Source organism: Burkholderia sp. AU6039 (assembly GCF_002223365.1).
Classification (GTDB): Bacteria; Pseudomonadota; Gammaproteobacteria; order Burkholderiales; family Burkholderiaceae; genus Burkholderia.
Genome location: NZ_NKFK01000005.1, coordinates 1,385,967 through 1,407,171 on the forward strand (window position 1 = coordinate 1,385,967; position 21,205 = coordinate 1,407,171).

A 21,205-nucleotide genomic window follows, 5' to 3' on the forward strand; every position below is an offset into this window, starting at 1 on the left:
GAGTTGGACGCTTTTCACCGTACACATGAAGAAGATTCTCTCGTTTCTATGCTCGCGTCATCTGTGGGCAGTCGTCACGGTGATCGTTGTTGCTGCCGCGATCTGGTTTGCGGGCCCGCTGGTGAGTGTCGGTGGGCTGAACCCGCTCGCGTCGGTCGCCATTCGGCTGACCTTGATTGCCTTGGTGCTCGCCGTATGGATCCTGTGGCTGATCGACTGGTCGACGAGCATTGTTGTCGTCGTGCTGCTCTGTCTTGCGATCTGGCATGCCTTTCCGCTCATGACGTTGGCCGGCAAACCGCTGTTTGCATCCGTGATGGCCCGCGTGCTGGCAATGGTCGGCGTTGTGTTCGTGTATGCCATCGCTATGTTGGTCCGATGGTGGAAGCACATGCGCCGGTATCCGGGCCAGCTCCGGCGTTTGCTTCGACTCGGTAAGGGTGGCGCCGGGCCGCTGGCTGCATCGCGCCTGGCGGAGATCGAAGACATGGCCAGGACAGCGATCAAGCAGTTGAAAGCCCGGCGCGGGGGCGCCTGCAGGCTGGCGCGACTGTTTCGAGGGCCAGCGTATCGCTACGATGTGCCGTGGTATGCCGTGCTGGGTTCGAAGGGTTCGGGCAAGACCTCGGCGCTGTTAAACGCAGGCCTGGCGTTCCCGCTGGATGCACAACTTCAGCATTCGCTCGCACCCGATGACGCCCGGGCTTTGCCGGGTTGGCGGATAACCAATGAGGCGGTGCTGATTGATACGGCCGGCCACTATGTCCGGCACGGCTCGTCGAGCTACCGTCTGACGGCGGAACTGTCGAATACCTGGAATGAGGGGACACGAAGCAAGCGGCCCACCGACATAAGCGCGGCCCGCGAGCAGGCTGATGCGGCGGAATGGAAAGGATTTCTTCGGCTACTTCGCCGTATCCGCCCCCGTCTGCCGCTGAATGGTGTGCTGATGACGATCAATGTTGCTGCGTTGACGCATGCGGATTTCAACGTACGCGCGGCCGAGAGCCGCGCATTGCGGGCCCGTCTCGATGAAATGCAAGCTGAGTTCGGGACTGGATTTCCCGTCTGGCTGATTGTTACGAAGGTAGACCGGCTTCCTGGCTTCACTGACTATTTCTCGTCGCTCGGGGAGCAAGATCGTGCGCAGATATGGGGCGTGACATTGCAGCCCGACCCTGAGGCACGGACGGCTGAGGCGATCCGCGCAGAATTGAATTTGCTGGCCACACGTCTTGCGGATGGCGTGAGCGGTCTGCTTTGCGATAAGACCGATGTGGCACGTCGTCGCCGTCTGGCGATGCTGCCGGAGGCATTTTCAGCGCTCACTAACCCGTTGGTAGATCTGATCGGACAAGTGTTTGCCGGGAGCGACAATGGTGCGCCGACGGCACCAAATTCAATGCTCCGAGGTGTTTACCTGACGAGCGCGAGTCAGACCGGCCAGCAGGTCGTCGCGGATCGGAAAACGCTGTTGCAACGCATGATCGGTGCATCCGGTGCGCATTCGAATGACAGGCGAGGAGAGCGTAGCGAAACCAGCTACTTCCTACGCGATCTGTTTTTCGGAGTCGTATTTCGCGAGGGGCACCTCGCATGTCCGAACCGCAATCGCGAACATCGTGCGCGACTTCAGCGGTGGCTGGGGCATTCGCTCGTGTGGCTGATCGCCGTGGGGTTAGGCGCGAATCTTTGGAGCAGCTTCACCGCGGAACGGACGGCCCTTGCTTCGCTGGGGCAAAAGGCACGCTCACTGGCCGCTTTGCTTGCACGAGGCAACCTTTCTACTGCTCCAGAGCGTGTTCCGGTGGTGTTGGACAGTGCAAACGAATTATTGCGTGACACAACGCGCCTCGCCGCCGATCCTGACGTCGTATTTCGCTTCGGCGCGGACCGGCTCGACATGATCGAGTCCGGAAGTCGTCAGGTATACGAGGCTCTGTCGGAGCAGGTTGTATTGCCGAACATAGTCCGCAGGATGGAGGCCGTGATAAACGATGCCTCGGCGAGCGGTGATGCCAAGGCTGCGTACGATACGTTGCGCGTGTACCTGATGCTCTACGACAGGGCACGGTTCAACGCGAACGACATCAGGATGTGGGTGCTGGACGATTGGGCACGTTACGACAGTGCGGCAATATTCGGTGGGCGCGCCGCAATGATCGATCACGTGCAGCGACTGTTTTCCGAAGGACACGTAGTGCAGTCGCCACTGGCCCGTAACGACGGGCTGATCCGGCAGGCGCGTGCATTTCTCGATGGCAGCAATCCAGTCGATCGTCTGTACCAGCGCGCGAAAGCGACGATGTTGAAAGACGCGCCCGACGAGTTTTCACTGCTGCGCGTGGTTGGACCACAAGCAGGTGTCGTGTTCACGCGAGCCAGCGGAGCATCGTTGTCCAGCGGCGTGCCGGGACTCTTTACGCTGGACGGATATCGGGCGATGTTCGACAAACGCCTGCCGGTGTTTCTTCAGAAGGCGAGCGACGATGATGCCTGGGTAATGGGGCGTCGGCCGCTGGGCGATTTCCCTGGTAATTCGGCTGGGGCGTTGAACGTATCGAGTCGAGATGGGGGCGCGCTGTCGATGGCGATCAGGCGCCTGTACCTGACGGAGTACGCTCAACAATGGGATGCGTTTCTCGACGACATTCGTGTCGTGAGTGGAACGAGCCTTGCCTTCAGCTTGAAGGTGCTGCGAAGTTTCGCTGCACCTGATTCACCGCTGACGCGTCTCGCGCACGCGGCGGCACGCGAAACGACGCTGACGCAACCAATGGCGAGAGCCGGCGCCTCCTTCCTTGAAAAAGCGACTGACGCCGTCAACCAGCAAACCGAGAGGATACTGGGGCCTCGCGAGTCGGAACAGGTTGAACGCGAGTTGGTCGATAGCCATTTCGCGGCATTGCGCGAGGTCGTGACTGGCCATGCCGACGTGTTGCCGGATACGCAGTTGTCCAGTTCCCCGGCGGAGAAGACGGGCCTGGATGGCGTCACGGATCTGTTGAACGATTACTACACGACACTCACGATTTCCGACAATGCGCTGTTGAACAACAGCATGCCGCCGGAAAGCGAGAACGCCGCGAAGCTCAAGATGACGGCTGATACGATGCCGGCGCCGTTCCGGGCAGTCTTGCGTCAACTTGCTGTCGATGGCTCGCGTGGCGTGAATCAGGGTATCGGCCAGTTACTGTCACGCCAGATGCAGGTGATAGTTGCAGACACCTGTCGAATGACGATCGAAGGCAACTATCCGTTCTCTCCCGATAGCAAGCGCGATGTCAGCATTGACGATTTCACTCGAGTGTTTGCGCGAGGTGGTGTGATCGACGATTTCTTTACGAAAACACTCGTACCGTTCGTCGACACAGGCGCGAAGCCGTGGCGCTACCGGACGCTGCCGGGCGCGACCGAACCCGTGCAGGGGCCGGACCTCAAACCATTCGAGCATGCGAAGGCGATCCGCGACATTTTCTTCAACGATCCTGATCGCAAGAAACCGAGCTGGAAGGCTGACATCCGAATTCCTGAACTCGACCCGTCAATCATGAGCCTGTCGCTCGATATCGACGGACAGACGACGCTTTACCGACACGGTCCGGTCGCGCCCTTCACGGTGACTTGGCCGGGACCGCGTGGTGGAGTCCACGCTCAAATCATGGCGAGCCCGCCCGTCCGGCCGGACACATCGACGATTGCCGCGGACGGGCCGTGGGCGCTGATGCGGTTGCTCCGGAAAGGTCGCGTGGTGGAGGCGGCCACGCCGGGCCGCACGCGAGTTTCGTTCAGTTTTGATGGTCGGGAAGCCGCACTCGACATCGCGAGCGCAGGGAGTGTCGCGAACCCGCTGACAAGCGATGTGCTGGCGACGTTCCGGTGTCCGGGCACGATGCCTATGTTCGATCTGCCGGACAGTGGCCCTCCGGTGGGACTGCCGCGCGGATCGATTCCGGTTGTCCAGAAAGGGGAGCGTGCCGCGATGTCTTCAACAACAGTGTTGCAAGCCAAAGGCAATCGATGATCCGCGGAAAATTCACTCATATCAAAACGATTGTTGCCATTGTCGCCGTTTCCTCCGTCCTATTCGTTGTATTTGGAGGTATATCAGCGGGGTATTCGCTCGACGCCGTCATCGTTCTCGGCGTAATGGGTGCCTTGTTCGGTGCCATAGCCGTTCCGGAGCTGGAGCCGAAAGCTTTTCGGTATCCAACGATCTGGCAGATTTCCTGTTCAGTCGCTGGAAGTCTGCTTGTAGCTTGGATGCTGGCGTCTGGGGCAGAAGGCTACGTACTCGCAATACTCATCGGGACATGCATCGGTTATTTCGCGCCGTTCTGGATCAAGCACATCGTCTTGCCATGACGCTTCGGAAGCGCCGCGCACGACGCACGCGGCGCTTCCGTCCGGTGACGACCGCTCAGTGCCCCTGCAACCGGATATCCCGCGACGACGCACCGACGTACACCGTCCCGCCCGGCACCACGCGCCAGCCGTTACGCGACGTATCCCACACGCTCTGCATCCGCGGCGACACGGTCACGTGCACACGCCGCGCCTCGCCCGGATTCAGCCGGATCTTCTCCCAGCCGACCAGGCGCTTCGGCGGTTCGTCCTTGTACGGCACGCCGAGATAGACCTGCGGCGTTTCCGCGCCGGCGACGCGCCCGTCGTTGCGCACCGTGAACGCGACGCTCAGTGCACCGTCCCATTGCTTCGACACCGACAGCCCCGAATACGCGAAGTGCGTGTACGACAGCCCGTAGCCGAACTCGAACATCGGCTTGATGTTGTGCGCGTCATACCAGCGATAGCCCATGTTCAGCTTTTCCGCATAGACGGGATCGTTGTCGAACGCACCGTTTTGCCCCCAGGCCGGCGAATCCTGATCGCGCGCGGGGAACGTGACGGGCAGCTTGCCGGACGGATTGACCGCGCCGAACAGCACGTTCGCGATCGCCTTGCCGCCGGCTTCGCCCGGATACCACGCCTCGACGATCGCGGAGACCTGGTCCTTCCACGGCATCAGCACCGGGTTGCCGCTCTGGACGACGACGATCGTGTGCGGATTCGCGCGCGCGACGGCTTCGACGAGCGCATCCTGGTTCGACGGGTTCGCGAGGCTCAGGCTCTGGAGATCACCGAAATCCTCGCCGGCCGGCTGCGCGACCACGACGATCGCGACGTCCGAGCGGCCCGCGAGTGCCGCGGCCTGGTCGATCTCCTGCTGCGTGTACGCGCGGAACGGCGACTGCTGATCGCTGTTGCCGGCATACGTGACCTGCGCGGCCGGCGCGAGCGCACGGATCGCCGCGACGATCGGCACGTCCACCTTCAGCCACGGATTGCGCCACCAGCTGCACCCAGTCGATGACCCGAACGTCAGGCCGCCGCAGCCCGCGAACGATCCCGATACGGGGTCGCGCGTGTTGCCCGAGCCGCCGCCCGACAGCACGGCCGCATCGGCATGGCCGCCGATCACGGCGATACGCGACAGCGCCGACGCGGCGAGCGGCAACTGGTTGCCGTCGTTCTTCAGCAGCACGATCGACTGCTCGGAAGCGGCCTGCGCGAATCGGTTGCCGGCCGCGAAATCGATCGTGCCGCCGCCTTTGGCCGGATCGTCCATCACGCCGACGCGGATCATCACCGCGAGCTTACGGCGCACCATGTCGTCGAGGCGCGCGGTCGACACCGAGCCGTTCGCGATCGCCTGCTTGACCGCCGCCGGCGTCAGGTACACGCTCGGCCCGACGTCTTCTTCCTCGTCGAGCCCGGCGTTGATCGCGGCGGCGGTGCTGTGCGTGGCGCCCCAGTCGGACTGCACCTGGCCCTGGAAGCCCCATTCGTTCTTCAGCACGTCGTTCAGCAGATGGGGGTTCTCGCACGCATAGGTGCCGTTCAGGCGGTTGTAGCTGCACATCACGCTGCCGGGCCGGCCGCGCTTCGCGGCGATCTCGAACGGCAGCAGGTACAGCTCGCGCAGCGTGCGTTCGTCGATCTGTGTGTTGCCGCCCATCCGGCCGTGCTCCTGCTCGTTGCCGGCGTAGTGCTTGATGGTCGCGATGACTTTCTGCCGCTGCGTGGCGAGCGTGCGTTCGGCGAGCAGGTCGCCGGCCAGCAGCGGATCCTCGCCGAGATACTCGAACAGGCGGCCGCCGCGCGGTTCGCGCGCGAGGTTGGTGCCGCCGGCGAGGCCCATGCCGAATCCTTGCGCGCGCAACTGGATCGCGACCTGCTTGCCGTAGTCGTACGACAGGCGGCGATCCCAGCTCGCGGCGACGGCGATCGTCGCGGGGAACGTCGTGCTGGCCTGCGACGTGCTGCCGGAACCGGTCGCCGAATCGACCATGTTCAGGTCGGGAATGCCGAGGCGCGGCACACCCTGGATGTAGCCGGCGCCGCCGCCCGGCACCTTTGACATTTCGTATTGCGAATGAATGAATTGAAGTTTTTCGTCGAGCGTCATCTTGCGCACGAGCAGGTCAGCGCGCCGAACCGCCGCGGCCGACGCGAACGCATCGGTCGCGTCGCCCTGCGAGTTGAAATCGGCGTCGCCCGCGTAGGCGCTGGTGCAGAGGGTCGCTGCCAGCACGACGGCCGGCCAGAGTGTGTCCCGCATGTTGCTCTCCATGATCGTATTGCCGGTTGTTCGGATGATGTCTGGAGCTGCACAAGTCCGGTGGATTCGCACCGGACGCAATTGGCTGGCGATGCTGGGTGGTTGCGCGTCGGCATGCCGGGCCAGGCGGGGAATCGTTACGGCCGGTTGGGCCCGATCGAACATCGAGGGCGGCGACGCGGACCGCCCGACGCTGCCGAATCGGATGTAGCGATTCTCTGCAGCGACCAATCGTACAAATGTAGTTTGACTACAGCATCGGTGTTTCTATCGATACGTGTGATCTTTATTTCGTAGGGGCGCGTAGCGGGGCGGAAAGACGGTCATCGTTCCCGATGGCGGGGTGTGGTCGGGTAAGAAGTACCTGCGAGAAAACGCTTCTGCACAGCGGTCACGTGCCGATGCGTGCGTTCCATTTCGTTGCGTGCGCATCCAACCGTGCTTCGGTCATTTCGAGCACTGCCCGTCGTGAATGCCGTTTTGATTCCGGGACTGGGGGAATGGCGGTTGTGCCGAGTCCAACGACGCGGGCCCGCCTTCAACTGAGGTGTTGAGTGAGGTTGCTCACATATCCACCGTGTCGGACGGTGTTCAATCGAGCATTGCCGTGCGCATTGTCCGACCGGGACGCGGTGCGTGTACATGCAGCAAGCGACGCGAAGGCGTTCGTGCCGGGCGAAGTGCCCCGTCCGGCGACGCGTACCTTGACCGACGGACGATGAATCCTGGCGAAGCGCGTGGCCACTTGGGCGGCGCTGGATGCACGGCGGATCCGTGGGAGGGCGCCGCGGGCCCGGTAGCCGAGTGCGGGTCTACACGTCGACGGGCGCGCGTCAGCATCGGTCACCGGTGCGGGCGGGCGATCAGGGCGATCGCGCACGATCGGCAGCGAACCTTGCGTGACCGTGCCGCCGCACGTCCGGAAAGGCGCGTTGTGTAAATGTAATGTGACGTACGGAATTTGTCGGGATTGGGTGGCCTAATCGTCGATATTCGAGCAGGTCGCCGTGTCCGGCGTGCCAAGCTGATCCGGGGGGAAGGAACGGAAATGTAACGTCATCCGGCCAAAAAATTACCAAGACCAATCTCAACCCAGAGGCGCTTGCCGGTCAGGCGATCCTCGACAGGCACTCGCCGGGCCCGGTCGGGCATGCGGGTGTTTTCACATACAGGCGTTTTCGTGGGAATCCAAATCGATACGCAAGGACGGGGCCGGTTACGGGGAATCGGCTCGCATCGTCGCAACGTCAGTCGTTCCCGATTGGCTTTATGCGGCCGAGCGTACCTGCAGCCTCGTGGTGGCCGCAAGTCGACGTTCGTCCGGACGCACGTGCAGTCGTTTCCGGTAGCCGGATGCCTGCTTCGCGGCATGCGGCAGGCATCCAGCAGCGCATCGGGCCATCAGGTGTACAGCGCAAGGACCGGATCATGACACCCATTCAGTTCAACGGATGTGTCGGCTGGTTTCATGCAGGCAATCGCCCGCACGGCATCGTGATTTGCGAGCCGCTTGGTCACGAGGCGCTCTGGCTTCACAAACTCGTGCGCGCGCTCGCCGAGCATCTCGCCGATCGCGGCTTTCCGGTGCTGCGATTCCACTATCCGGCGAGCGGCGACTCGCTGGGCGACGAACGCGACGCTGAACGCTTCGAACACATGCTCGCGAGCGTTCGGCATGCCGTCGATGCGTTGCGCGAGCGTGTCGTGTCGGACACGCTGACGCTCGTCGGCGTGCGCGCCGGTGCCGCATTGGCGCTCCTCGCCGCGGACGGTATCCCCGGGTTCACGCGCTTCGTCGCGCTGGCGCCAGTGGTGCGCGGCCGCGGCTACCTGCGCGAGCTTTCTCTCGTCGCGCAACGCTGGCTCGATAACGCGCCGCCGGCCGTGCGGGATGCGATTCGGGAGGAGCAACCTCTGCATGTGCTCGGGCACGCATATCCCGATGATCTCGTCGCGGCACTCCGAGGCATCAACCTGTGCGAGTCTGCGGAACGATTGCAGGCATTGCCGGCGCGCGCGTTGCTCGTCGATGCGCCGTACGGGGACGCGCCTGCGCTGTCGGACGCGCTGCAGGCACGCGCTGTTTCGGTCGAGGTTCGGACCTGCCCCGATTGGGGCGGCCTCATGAGGGAGCCGGTGTGGTCGCGGCTGCCCGACGGATTGCTCGACACGGTTGCGAACTGGATCGACGACGGTTCCGATGCGACCGTTCGCGTTTCCGCGCGGGATGTCGAGTCGGCCGTGACGCTGACCGGGGAAGGCAGTATCGAACGGATGGTCTCCGTGGGGCCGGGGCGCCTGGTCGGCGTGCTGTGCGAACCGGCCGGCAGCATCCGACGCGCTGCCGCGCCGACCCTGTTGATTACCAATACGGCGGCCAATCCGCATGTCGCCGACGGTCGGTTTGCGGTTCGGCTGGCGCGATCGCTCGCGGCATCGGGTATCAGCAGCCTGCGTATCGATTCGAGCGGCATCGGCGACAGTGGCCCGCGTGCGAGAGACGATCAGTCGGACATTCCGTATTCGGACCAGGTGATTGTCGATATCGCATCCGCAGCGGACTGGCTGAAGGAGCAGGGGCATCGCGAGATCGTTGCGTTCGGGATTTGCTCCGGCGCGTACGCGTCGCTTCATGCCGCCTCGCGCGAGCGTTTCGCTGGCGTGATTGCGGTCAATCTTCCGGTTTTCATCTGGCCACGCGGAGAAACGCTCGCGAATGTCGTCAATAACCAGACAAACTCGATGCGCGGCTATTGGGCATCGCTGCGCAGCCGCCACAAGCTGCGTCGACTGCTGCTCGAAGGGCGCGACCTGCGGCCGGTCCTGCGTGCCGTGTTTCGTTTGGTCGCGGGCGTCATGACCGTGCCCGTCAAGCGTGTCGGCGAGCATTTCGGCTGGCGGCCGGGTCGCGAGACGCCTCGGGGATTGCTGCATGACATGTCGGCCGGCGGCATCCGTACCCATCTCATCTACGGCACGTTCGATACGGGCGTCGACGCGCTCGTTCGGCATTTCGGCCCCGCATCCCGTGCGTTCGCGCATTGGCCGAACGTATCCGTCGACATGCGGGACGCGCTCGACCATTCGTTGTACGGCAACGCCGCTGCGCAGTATGTCGTCACCCGTTGTGCCGAGCTGCTTGCCGGCTGGTACGCGCCGGCCGAATTCGCGGTACCCGCGCAACCGGAACACGCGCCTTCATGACGTTCGTGCAGACGTCGCATGCAGGCGCGACCGGGCGGCGACCGCCGCGCCTCTCCCGGGCGAGCGTCTCGGGAGCTCGGCTCCAGGGCGTCGGCCGCTGGTGGCTTTGCCAAAGTCTCCCGCTAACGTAACCGGACGAACAGATCCGCCGCTTCGGTCACCTTATCCTGATGGTGTCGAGTTTTCATGGGGTTGCCAGTTCGCAAGCGCCATCGCGACTCCATCCAGGAATGACAATGAAGCAAGCGTGTCGGACACATCGAAAGTGGGACAGGCATCACCGCCAGCGGGTAACGCACGATCTTGCGCATGCGACACCGGATGACGCCGGTTTGCGAAACAAGCGAGCGAAAGTCGGGCCCGGTCATGCAGGCGATGACCGGGCATCGCACTCGCGACATGGCGTCCACCGAGGTCGATCGTGATGCATGTGCTGGTGATCAACGACTTCGTTCGGAAGGGCGGCGGCGAGGAAGTCTACCGGGTGTCCGTCGACGTGCTTCGTGCTTGCCACGGCGTCGTGGTCGAAACCTTCGACGAGCGTGCATTGCCCGATGTCGGCGGCAGCGGGCGCGCACGCGCATGGTCACGTGCCGCCGCGCGTGCGCTCGTCACGCTGCTCGAGCGATTTCGCCCGCAACGCATCCTCGTGCACAATTACCACAACCTGCTGTCGAGCGCGATTCTGCCCGTGCTCGCTCGCTACAAGCGGCACTCGGGATGTGGTCTGTTCATGACCGCGCACGATTATCATTTGTTGTTCTACAACCCGAGCCTGTTGATCTATCCGGGCGGACGCGCGCAACCGTTGCCGATCGACCAGCTGCATCGCGGCCGGCGCATCGCGCTTGCGGCGAGCCCGCGCGGTGTTCTTCACGATGTCGCGAAGAAGCTGCACTGGCATGCAGTCAACGCACTTTTCGATCCGCTTGGCCTGTTCGACGAGATTCTCTGTCCGAGTCCGTTCATGCGCGACCTCATTGCGCAGTGTGGCCGAACGCGCGCGACACTGGTGCCGAATCCGATCGACTCGACGTTGATTCCCCATCCGCCCAAACCCGTCCGGGGCGATCGCCTCGATCTGGCGTTCGTCGGTCGCGTGGACGCGGACAAGGGGCTCGGTCGGTTTCTTGCGCTCATGAGCGAAGCGGCCGGCGATGCGATTGCGTCGCTGACCGTCTACGGCGACGGAGCGGAGCGGGCCGACCTGGAGAAACGGCACGCGACACTCGTCGAGTCTGGGCGGCTGCGTTTCGCCGGGCGCCTCGATCATGCAACGTTGTTCGCCGCGCTACCCCGGCACGATGCGCTCGTGTTGCCGTCGATCTGGGTGGAAAATGCCCCCCTCGTGATCGTCGAGGCAGCGATGCTCGGCCTGCCGGCGCTCGTGCACGACATCGGAAGCCTGTCGACCTTTGGCGACGAGATCGGCAACAAGATTCTCTACCGGAGCACGCCGGAAGGCATCGCGCGCGCGCTCGCCGAACTGCGCACGCATCTCGATAGCGACGATCGTCACTACGACTGGTCGCGTTACTCGGTCGAACGCTACGCGTCGTCGCTGCGCACCGTACTCGGCATCGGTAGGGAGGTATCATGAACGTGGGCACATTGACAGCCGCGGCACACTGTTTACTCTCAGCCCAGAAAGCACGATGACCGCTGTCCGAAAAAATTTTGCCTTGTTGTTCGCATTGCAAATCTCGACGTACGTCGTGCCGCTCGTCACGTTGCCCCTGCTGACGCGCGTGCTCGGCCCGCTGCAGTACGGACGGTTGTCGTTCGTGCTGGCGGTGACAACGTATTTCATCAGCCTGGCCAATTACAGCTTCGACCTGACAGCGACGCCCCGCGTCGCGCTGGCGGACAGCAGGGTGGAGCGATCCCGAATCTTCTGGGCAACGGTTTGCGCCCAATGGGCGATCACGATCGCCGGCTTCGCCGTACTCGTCGTCCTGACCCTGCTCATCCCGCATTTCGCGGCGGAACGCACGGCCCTGCTGATCGGGTTCGGGATGGCGGTGGGCGCCGCGCTTACGCCGGGCTGGTACTTTCAGGGCATCCAGAAGTTGAGCGTCTACAGTGCCACGGTGGTCGTATACCGTGCATGCAGTGTCGTGGCCTTCTTCATGTGGGTGCGCACGCCGGACGATCTCCTGCACGCGGTTGCCATCAACGCTGCGGTGCCGTTGCTGTGCGGGGTAACGCTGCTTGCGTACCTGTTCTTCCGTCGCGAGGTCGAAAGTGTCCGCGTGCGGTTCGCCGACATCGCAGCCGCCCTGAAAGGCGGCTCGCAGGTATTTCTGGCCTCGACGTCGATCTCGTTCTACGCATCGACCAATACCGTTCTGCTGAGTATCGTCTCGGGGAGTGTCGCCGCCGGCTATTTTGCCGCCGGTGACAAGTTGATTCGGGCCGCAGTCGGTCTGCTTCAACCGCTGAGAGCAGCAACCTATCCGCACGTGACGTACCTGATGCATCACGCGCGTGACGACGCGTTCGCGTTCTTGCGAAAGCTGATCGTTCTGCAGGGCGCGTTGGTGCTGGTCATGTCGGCAACGATCTACGCCTGCGCGCCGTTCGTCGTCCGGATCCTGTACGGCAGCTCGTTTGCGCCGACGGTCGGCGTACTGCGTTGTCTGGCGCTGGTGCCGTTCATGGCATGCATGACCGATCTGTTCGGCGTTCAAACCATGTTGCCGATGGGCATGAAGCGCGCCTTCAGCGTCATCCTGATCTCTTCCGGCGTATTGAATGTGACACTGCTGCCGCCGCTTGCCATGCTGTTCGCGGAGCGCGGGGCGGCCATCGCGGTATTGATCGCCGAATCGGCCGTCGCTATCGCGCTCGCGTATGTTCTCTGTCGCGACCGGGTCGGCCTGATCAATCTGTCCGCGCGTTCGGGTTGATGCGATCCGCACGCGGTCGACTCGGCGGCGACGGCAGCGTGATGCGTTGGATTCGCCATCTGTCCGCGCGGCTGCCATGGTGCGATGCGAGTCGACAGGCGTCGCCGTAGCCGTCCTGTCGACATCCCGATTACTTGGTGACGAGCGCCCCGGTCAACCCCGCACTGATCGCCGGCAGCAACAGGTTCAGCACGCGGCTCGCGCGCACCAGGCCGGTGTTGTCGACATACACGATATCCTTCGACGCGAGCGGAAACTGATTCGCGAGCAGCATCGAGACGGGCGACTTCAGGTCAAGGTGAAAGATGACCGGCTCGCTGTCGGCGGCCTTGCGAAGCACGAAAACCTGCTGGGCGTTCGACGTTTGCTGGTTGAGTTGCCCGGCCTCCGAAAGCGCCGCACTCAACGTGAGCGAGCCATCGCGCAGCGGCGGCACGGCCAGCGGCTTGTTCACTTCACCCATGACATAGACGGGATTGTCGTCGCGAGCACCCACATGCAACAGGTCGCCGGGCTGCAGCATGATGGTGGCGGGGCTTTTGCCGGTCTTCATCATCTGCGCGACATTCACCGGATAGATCTCGCCGTTGCGCGTGACCGTCACGCGACTCTGATCCGCGGTCGGCGCAAAGCCGCCTGCGCGATTGACCGCTTCGACCAGTGTCATCGGAATGTCGTTGATCGTCTGCGAGCCGGGGGCGCGTACTTCGCCGTCCACATACACTTGCTCGGCACGGAACGATGCCACGCGAACGGTCACTTGTGGTTTGATGAACACCTTCCTGAGCTCGGCATCGAGTTCCCGCTGGACTTGCGCCGCGGTCTTTCCGGCCGCATGGATCGGTCGCGTCACGTAGGGAAACTGCACGTTGCCGTCGCTATCGACGACGAAACCTGGCGCTGCGTCGGAGGGCTTCGTGTTCTGCGTCGGCTGGCCGACAGCGGCGGCGAATTCGGGGTGATCCCACACCGTGATTTGTAGCACGTCACCCGGGCCAAGCTTGTAGGCACTCGGCTTGCCGAGCAGATTGCCCGGAATCGACCACGCGGTACGGTGCTTCTGTTCCGTGTGAATCTGGTTGATCAGCGTCAGGTCGATCTGCTTGACCGCGACCTTCATGTCACTGGTCACGTCGCCATTGTCGGCGGTCGTGACCGGCAGTGCGGCCGGCTCTGCCATGTGCTGGCCGGGTGCAAACGCACACGCCGAAAGCAGGGTGGACAGCGCCAGGGAGAGCGCGGCGCGCATTCGACGCACCGCAGGGTCGTTCTGTTTCAGCGCGAGCGCATCGAATAGCAGGGGGGTGTTCATATCGTCATTCAACATGGTAAGCCGGCCGATCGGCTGGCCGGATAGTCCTGTATTTAGAAACAATTTAAATAAATTTGATACTCGCCGTGCCTTCCAGATCAGAAGTTTTTTCATCTCGACACCCCGATAGCGATGGTTCTGTGCCGCTTTTTTGATAAAAATCGTCAAAACGGGGTGGCGCGATGAATGATGTGAAAAGACGTGCTCACGCCATATGCCTGATTGCGCCATCAAGCCACAGTATTGTCACGGGTTGCCGGAAGCGGAAACAACGCGTACTCAACATAGCACGAGACAGGTAGGCAACCCAGTGATTCGCACCGCCAGTGCTTATTAATGTAAGCCATCGCACTTAGCGCGCCGGGCATTTACCGCATAGTGGCCGGGACAAACAGAATCATTGGTGTTCCTGCGGCAACGGTTCAGTGACGTACTTTTTGCCGATCTGCGGTCGGCAGCAGGGCAGGCGCCCGGGACGGCGCGACCTGGTACGCGTCGCGCGGCACGCATGGCCGAGCGCACGCGCCGCCGCGTGAAGCCTGGCAAGGTGGCAATTTGGGAGTTTTTGCATGGCATTGGATCGACCTTCGCCTAATGAGTACCGGGACGGAGCGGGAAATATTTCTCGCGACGCGTCCCGCTTTACACTGGCCGAATTGCTCGAAAATTTATTTTATTATCGACGAGCGTTTATTTCCGTTTTTATGGGGTGTCTGCTGCTGGCATTTTTATATGCCATTTCGGCGACGCCGATTTACTCTGTTGACACGCTGATACAGGTCCAGGAAAACAAGCATAGCGCGCTGGGTTCGCTTTCCGAGATTTCGAATGCACTGGATATTCAGAATTCTGCCGTAGTCGGCGAAATCGATATCGCCCGCTCGCGCACGGTTGTCACCCAGGCGATCGAGGCAACCGCCGCGCAGGCGGAAGTTTCAGTCAGTAATCGAGTTCCGCTCGTCGCGGGTTTGCTGGGTTCGATCCTGTCGAAAGATGCGAATGGCCTCGTCATTCCGTTGTTCAATACCCCGTTCTGGGCGTGGGGCGGTGAACGAGTCGAATTCACCAGGTTCGACGTCCCGGATGCACAGCTTGGCAAAAAGCTGGAGTTCGATTATCTCGACGGCGACCGGTTCGTGTTGAAGGACAGCGATGGTCGGGAGGTGTTGAAGGGCGTAATCGGCACGCCGAGCGAAGGTAACGGTTATCGCGTGGAGGTGTCGCGGATCGTGGCGCGCGCCGGTACGGAGTTCCGTGTGCGGCGGGTTGCCACGTCCGTGCGACTCGACGCCATCCTGACCAAGTTGACCGGGGCGGAAACGAAACGCCAGTCGGGCATCATGCAGCTCAATCTCGAGGATCCCGATCCGGTGTTTGCCGCGCGACTGCTCAACGCGATTGCCACGGCTTATCTGGATGTCAACGCGAAACGGCGTTCAGAGGATGCCGAGCGCAGCCAGGCATTCCTCGACGCGCAACTGCCGGCCGTGAAGGCGCGGCTGGAGCAGGCGGAGCAGGCGCTGAACACGTTCCGCAACGCGCAGGGGTCGATCGATTCGCAAGGCGATGTCAGGCTGCTCATTGACCAATTGGCGCTTGTCGACAAGGCGCGGCTCGAAGCCAAGCTCGAGTATCAGGACTTGTCGTCCAAGTATGTTGCCGGACAGCCCCAGATCGCTGCCGTCGTCAACAAGCTGAAGACGCTCGATCAGCAGTCGGCCGAATTGAAAAGCAAGGTGGCGCATTTGCCGTCGCAGCAGCAGACCTATTTGCGTTTGGCGCGAGACGTCGAAGTCAATAACCAGCTATATGTCGGCTTGCTGAACAATACGCAGCAGTTGCAGATTGCGAAAGCAGGCACGGTCGGCAATGCGTCGATCATCGACAAGGCCGATGTGAGCGACAAGCCGATTCGGCCGAAGCGAATGCTCGTGATCGTGCTGGGCGCGGTGGTCGGACTGATACTGGGCGTTGCCGTGGCACAGGGCTATGCGTTGCTCGCCAGGCGTGTTCGTGATCCGAAGCATCTGGAATCGATGGTGGGTGTCCCGATGCTTGGCGTACTCCCGTCATCGCCTCAACAGATCGAGGCGGACTCGAACGGCAGGTCGGCTTTCATGGCCGTGAGGGAGCACCCTGACGCGCCGTTCGCCGAAGCAATCGCAGATCTCGCGTCGCTGTTGCATTGCAAGACGACCACCGGGCAAGGCCAAGCAAGGACCGTTCTGATTACGTCGCCCGAGCCGGGGCAGGGCAAATCGATGATCTCTGCCAATCTCGCCAGTGTGTCCGCGGATAGCGGCCTCAAGACCTTGCTGGTGCGTGCCGATGCAGGCCAGGCGAGCATGGAGCGATGCGTGCCGGTGAAAGTCGAGAAGTGTTTGGCGGATGTGCTGAAAGGCTCGCTCGATCTCAAGAAGGCGATCTCTCGCGTTCATGACAATCTTGACGTGCTGCCTGCCGGAACGGGGGGCAAGCCATTGCGGAACCTGTACGCGGCCGACAAGGTGGAGGCGCTGTTCGCTTCGCTGCGGGGCACATACGACATGATCATCGTGGATGCGCCATTGGCCCATCCGGCCGCAAACGTCGCCATGTTGTCGAGGTTCGCCGACCTCACGTTGATGGTGGTGCGGCAAGGTTCGGTCAGCTACGCCGGCGTGGAGGAGGCGATCGAGAACCTGAAGAAGTTCGGCTTGGATGTGGATGGCATGGTGTTCAACGGCTTCGAGCCTTCGCCGTTCCGCCACGGCTATTACGCGAACGCTCGTCGACAGGCGACGGACACCCGGACGCAGGCCAGTCCTCGCCCTGTCCCGTCCGATACCTTTTTGTTCAGGGCATGGGCGCGAGTAAGAAAGGAACTGCTCAGAAACGCTGCGTGATATGGATTGGCGCGGAGCGAGGCAAATGAGTCATCGGGATGGGATTGAAACGTCAGGTCGATGCGGATACGGCGCGAGCCATGCCGTTCGTCGTGCCCGGGGCGACCATGCGTTCCCGGATGCCGTACGCCATGTCCCCGATCTCCTGCGATCGGCTCGCAGCTGCATGGTGCAGGTGCGTGAAGGAAGGAACGAATTTCGGGTTGCGGCACGATGGGTAAGGTGACAGGAACACTGGGAGGCAACGGCGGCTTCGTATCCGCCACCGGCGTGATCGTATTGACGCTATTCACGCTGGCGTTGCTGTTCAACGCGGTGATGCCGGCGCTCGGAATGGCGAAGTCGAGCGCGTTGTGCACGTTGCTGTTGGCAACCCTGGGTCTCGTCGGCCTGGTCAGGTCGCGTCCGGTGTTTGCCGTGTCGATGCTTTACGTGCTGGCGATCGGCATGACCGCATTCCTGGCAGGCGTGGGATTGGAGGACGGTGGCTACCTGACGGAAACCGATGTCATCGGTGACGCGACCGGGGCGTTCAGCCGGCTCCTGTCGTTCTACCTGATTTTTGTCGTCTGTGCGCTCGTTGCCTTCAGTCGATTTCTCGACGAGCGCCCGGTCCGAGCGTCGATCAAGGCGCGGATCACCTTGCAACCGGTCAGCATCGCGATGGGATTCGGGCTCGCGGCCACGATTATCGCGATCGGCGTGATCGCCGGTCTGACGTCAGGGTTCTCGTTGTTTTCCGGCATCAATCGATATGCGCTGCGGAATGATTCATCGAACGGGATGATGTTCAACCTGTTCCTGAACAATCAGTCGTTCATGGGCTTTCTGCTGGGCACCATCGCCACCAGCCCCGACAAGCGCATCCGGGTGGCGGCGATCCTGACGATGGCGGTCGACCTGGCGCTCAATGTGATGCATGGCGAGCAATTCATGGCAGTGCTGCACATCGGGCTGTGCTCGCTTGCCCCGTTCATTTCGATTCACGCGATGAACGGCAAGCCGGTTGTTCGCTATCTGGGCATCGGTGCGGGCCTGGCGCTACTGCTTGGCGCCGTCTCCATCGTCTACTCGTACAGGGGGCAGGGGCTTGAAGTGGCCGATATGCTCTCTTCGCGCTTCCTGCTGCAGGGCCAGCCGTGGTACGTGGTCGACAACGATGCCCAGCTGTTCACGGCACCCAGGCTCGGTGGCACGGATTCCTTCTGGCGTTTCGTGAACTCGCTCGGTTCCTGGACCATGCCGACGTTTTTCGACGAATCCGAACCGAGCGGCTTGCGTGACTTGATGAAGTCGTACACCGAACCGAGCGTTCTCCGGGCGTACATGTTCGATGACGTCACCTTCACGATGGGGAACATGGCCGTGCCCGTGTACTGGTTCGGCTACGCCGGGGGCGCGCTCTTTGTCGCGATGACCGGCCTGGTGTACGGCGCGCTCGGGGCACTGCAGATCGTGGTGGCGATGCGCGGCGGGGTCGTGATGCTGTGGCTGATGGCGAAGGTCTTTTCATATGCGACCTTCGCCGTCCAGCAAGGCGAATACTGGATGATGTTCGGCTCGCGTACGGTTTTTTATGCGCTTCTCGCGCTCGCCTGGTGGTATTGGGTCGATGCGAAGCATTCGGACCTCCAATGAACCGCGCCAGGTTATCCCGAGACCTTTCGTCAAGCTCGTGTTGTCGTCGTTCGCCGGTGTGGCCGCGAGAAGGTTGTCGACGCACGCTCGGCTATCGCTCGTTTGCGAGCCTGCGCAATGCGTCTCTGTCTGCTTCGTCAATGTCGGAAACGGCGTTTCCGGTCGTGTAGGCGAGCAGCCTTATGTCTTGAATCATCACCAAGCCCGTCATGTCAAAAGCGAATCATTCGGAGCGGTTTGACCATATCGACGCGATGCGTGCCGTTGCGGTGATCCTCGTCATCTGGACGCACTATGCTGAACGGTTCGTTCCCCTTGCCGGCTCACAGTACGTGCTTGACACCCTGCAACGCTCCGTGAATTTCGGAAGAATCGGGGTCGTCCTTTTCTTCGCGATCAGCGGCATGCTGATTCCAACCAGCCTGCACGGCGAGATCGGCGCGGGCACGAAGCGGTTCCTCATTCGACGATTCTTTCGACTGTATCCCGCCTATTGGCTGGCGCTTCCTGCCGGGTATTTCGTTCACTGGTATTTGTTCGACAAGAGCATGGACGTCCATGGCTTGCTGGCAAACGTGACCATGATTCCGGTGGCGTTTGGGGAAAGCCTGATCCTGCCTCATGGCTGGACGCTGGAAACGGAGCTGTATTTCTACGGGGTGTGCCTGATCCTGTTCTGGTGCGGGGCGCTTCACCGGATGCTCCATTTGTGCCTCGTCACGATCGGGCTATGCGGACTGTTTGTGTTGACGCTCAAGTTGCAGCTCTTCCCGGCCGACCTGCTCAGTCAGTACAAGACCATGCCGTATCATCTCGGCATCATGTTCTGGGGCGCCTGCTTTCGCGTGGCCTATGACAATCCTTCGCAGGTGCTGCGGGTCCGATTGGCCGGAGGCGGTGTGCTGTCGCGACTATCGTTGACTTACCGATCGGCGGTCGCCTGCGTGACGATACCGGTCGTCGGCATTGCGCTGGCGGGGGCCATCGAGGATTGGCGACACCACAACGCGTTCCATCTTCCTATTTCGCTCGCTTACATGATCGGCGTCGCGACCTTCGCGATACTGGCAACCTTGCTGAGGCTTCGTATCCGTCTGCTGTCATGGATCGGCAAGATCAGTTACTCGATCTACCTGTTGCACAGTCTTCCGCTGTTCGTGGCGTTCTGGTTGTGTCAGCGTTTCCACATCACAGGATGGCCGCTTGGTCTTTACATGATCGTCCCGATGGTGCCTTTGATTCCATTGTCGTGGGCCGGCTACCGACTGTGCGAAGCGCCGTTCGTGAAGCTTGCGCGTACGCTCACGTCGCGTCGGGGTAGTCGTGTGTTCGCATCGGGTGATGCGACCGGCTGATTCGATATGCACGGATCGCAATGCCTGTCTCGCGTATGCACCGCCATATCCGGCGTGATGATGGCTGCCGGGCTGGTGTGGCCGGGGTTCGTCGAGGCCGTATCCGGCGCACCCGCACCGGTTGCGATTCATGCCGACATACCAGATGCGTACGTTCATCCCGCCCCGGATGCAGCCGATCAGGCTGATGCGCTGCAACGCGCGCTGGACCGGCTGCAGCCGGGCCAGCGGTTGGTATTCATGCCCGGACGCTATGTCGTCGGTCGTTCGTTGGTCGTGCGGCAGCGGCATGTCGTGCTGTCGGGTTTCGGCGCAACGCTGATGGCGACCGTTCCCGGCAATCAGACGATCGAGATGCGGGGCGACGGGACGACGCTCGTCGGGTTTCATCTCAAGGGAACCGGCGCGACACGTCTCGACACGCCGGAGTCGACCAAGGTCGAGGTGACGGGGCACGACGTGCAAGTGCTCGACAACGTCATCGACGGCGGTGCCAGTGCGGGCATCTTCGTGTTTGGCGGATCCGACGTCGCGATCGTCGGCAATCAGGTTCACTCGACGCTCGCCGATGGCATTCACATGACGCATGGCGCACGCAATGTGCTGGTTCACGGCAATGTCGTGCGCGGTACCGGCGACGACATGATTGCCGTGGTGAGCTACCTGGCCGACGGGGTGGTGAGCCGCAACGTGCTGATTACCGGCAACTCGCTCGAAGGCAACGCATGGGGGCGCGGAATCACGGTGGTCGGCGGCACGGACGTGACGATCTCGAACAACATCGTGCGCGACGTGCAGGTCAGCGCGGGCATCCTCGTCGCGCAGGAAGACAGTTACCGAACCTACGGCGCGTCCGACGTCCGGGTCGAGAACAACGTGGTGTCGTCGATCCAGACCGCGGCCGGCCGGACCGATCCGCGCCCGCTGACACAACAGGCCGCGATCGACGTCAGTACGTGGTCGGGCTCGGTGACGCGCGTGGTCGTGATCGGCAACCGCGTGTCGCGCGCGCGGTTTGCCGGCATTCGCGTATGGGGAAACGTGTCGCAGTACCGGATCGCGGATAACCGGCTGTCCGCGATCGGCGGGTTGCCGGTGCAGGTGGGTGGGGGCGGAGGCTGTCCTTCGGGTGGCGCGAAGGCCGCGCCGTGCACGGCGCAGGTCGCGCAGCCGGCGCCGATCGACACGGTCGGGGCTGACACGTCGGCGTTGCCGCAAGTGCGCGAGGCGCTCAGGCAGGCGCGCCCGCCGCAGCGCGGCATCGACTGACGAATCGATGC

The 21,205-nt window shown here is 62.3% G+C and carries 12 protein-coding genes; 9 read left to right on the top strand and 3 right to left on the bottom strand.

Annotation, left to right across the window (positions count from 1 at the left end; all coding sequences use genetic code 11):
- The first annotated feature begins 25 nt into the window (after positions 1 to 25).
- Complete coding sequence (gene tssM / locus CFB39_RS24005; RefSeq protein WP_089474703.1) at positions 26 to 4,024, top strand: type VI secretion system membrane subunit TssM; 3,999 nt, start codon at positions 26 to 28, stop codon at positions 4,022 to 4,024.
- Positions 4,021 to 4,365: a hypothetical protein gene (locus tag CFB39_RS24010; protein ID WP_089474704.1), complete on the top strand. Its 345-nt coding sequence runs from the start codon at positions 4,021 to 4,023 to the stop codon at positions 4,363 to 4,365. The genes tssM and CFB39_RS24010 overlap by 4 nt, the downstream gene beginning before the upstream one ends.
- Positions 4,366 to 4,420: 55 nt before the next feature.
- Here the strand turns inward: CFB39_RS24010 and CFB39_RS24015 are convergent, their stop codons facing one another.
- Both CFB39_RS24015 and CFB39_RS40920 read right to left on the bottom strand, forming a co-directional pair.
- Positions 4,421 to 6,622 (bottom strand): glycoside hydrolase family 3 C-terminal domain-containing protein, encoded by a 2,202-nt coding sequence (locus CFB39_RS24015; protein ID WP_089474705.1) that lies wholly within the window; start codon positions 6,620 to 6,622, stop codon positions 4,421 to 4,423.
- Positions 6,623 to 8,023: 1,401 nt separating this feature from the next.
- Complete coding sequence (locus CFB39_RS40920) at positions 8,024 to 8,299, bottom strand: hypothetical protein (RefSeq protein WP_241026073.1); 276 nt, start codon at positions 8,297 to 8,299, stop codon at positions 8,024 to 8,026.
- On the opposite strand from CFB39_RS40920, the gene CFB39_RS24020 reads away from it, so the two are divergent.
- The 3 genes from CFB39_RS24020 (at position 8,207) to CFB39_RS24030 (ending at position 12,735) form a co-directional block, all read left to right on the top strand.
- Positions 8,207 to 9,826, top strand: a complete 1,620-nt coding sequence (locus CFB39_RS24020; protein WP_256991480.1) for an alpha/beta hydrolase — start codon at positions 8,207 to 8,209, stop codon at positions 9,824 to 9,826. The genes CFB39_RS40920 and CFB39_RS24020 overlap by 93 nt on opposite strands.
- Before the next feature lie 424 nt (positions 9,827 to 10,250).
- A complete protein-coding gene (locus CFB39_RS24025) occupies positions 10,251 to 11,426 on the top strand; it encodes a glycosyltransferase family 4 protein (RefSeq protein ID WP_089474707.1) in 1,176 nt (391 codons plus the stop codon).
- A gap of 55 nt (positions 11,427 to 11,481) precedes the next feature.
- Complete coding sequence (locus tag CFB39_RS24030; protein WP_089474708.1) at positions 11,482 to 12,735, top strand: flippase; 1,254 nt, start codon at positions 11,482 to 11,484, stop codon at positions 12,733 to 12,735.
- Between the two features lie 130 nt (positions 12,736 to 12,865).
- Here the strand turns inward: CFB39_RS24030 and CFB39_RS24035 are convergent, their stop codons facing one another.
- Positions 12,866 to 14,062 carry a polysaccharide biosynthesis/export family protein gene (locus CFB39_RS24035; RefSeq protein WP_373452749.1) on the bottom strand — a complete coding sequence of 399 codons (1,197 nt, stop codon included), beginning with the start codon at positions 14,060 to 14,062 and terminating at the stop codon, positions 12,866 to 12,868.
- A 554-nt stretch (positions 14,063 to 14,616) separates the two neighbouring features.
- On the opposite strand from CFB39_RS24035, the gene CFB39_RS24040 reads away from it, so the two are divergent.
- The 4 genes from CFB39_RS24040 to CFB39_RS24060 all read left to right on the top strand — a co-directional run bounded on the left by CFB39_RS24040 (position 14,617) and on the right by CFB39_RS24060 (position 21,194).
- Positions 14,617 to 16,932 (top strand): GNVR domain-containing protein, encoded by a 2,316-nt coding sequence (locus tag CFB39_RS24040; RefSeq protein ID WP_089474709.1) that lies wholly within the window; start codon positions 14,617 to 14,619, stop codon positions 16,930 to 16,932.
- 213 nt (positions 16,933 to 17,145) lie between these two features.
- Entirely contained in the window at positions 17,146 to 18,570 is a 1,425-nt protein-coding gene (locus CFB39_RS24050; protein WP_089474711.1) for a DUF6418 domain-containing protein, read from the top strand.
- Between the two features lie 209 nt (positions 18,571 to 18,779).
- Complete coding sequence (locus tag CFB39_RS24055) at positions 18,780 to 19,925, top strand: acyltransferase (protein ID WP_089474712.1); 1,146 nt, start codon at positions 18,780 to 18,782, stop codon at positions 19,923 to 19,925.
- Between the two features lie 6 nt (positions 19,926 to 19,931).
- Positions 19,932 to 21,194 (top strand): right-handed parallel beta-helix repeat-containing protein, encoded by a 1,263-nt coding sequence (locus CFB39_RS24060; protein WP_089474713.1) that lies wholly within the window; start codon positions 19,932 to 19,934, stop codon positions 21,192 to 21,194.
- Positions 21,195 to 21,205 lie beyond the last annotated feature (11 nt).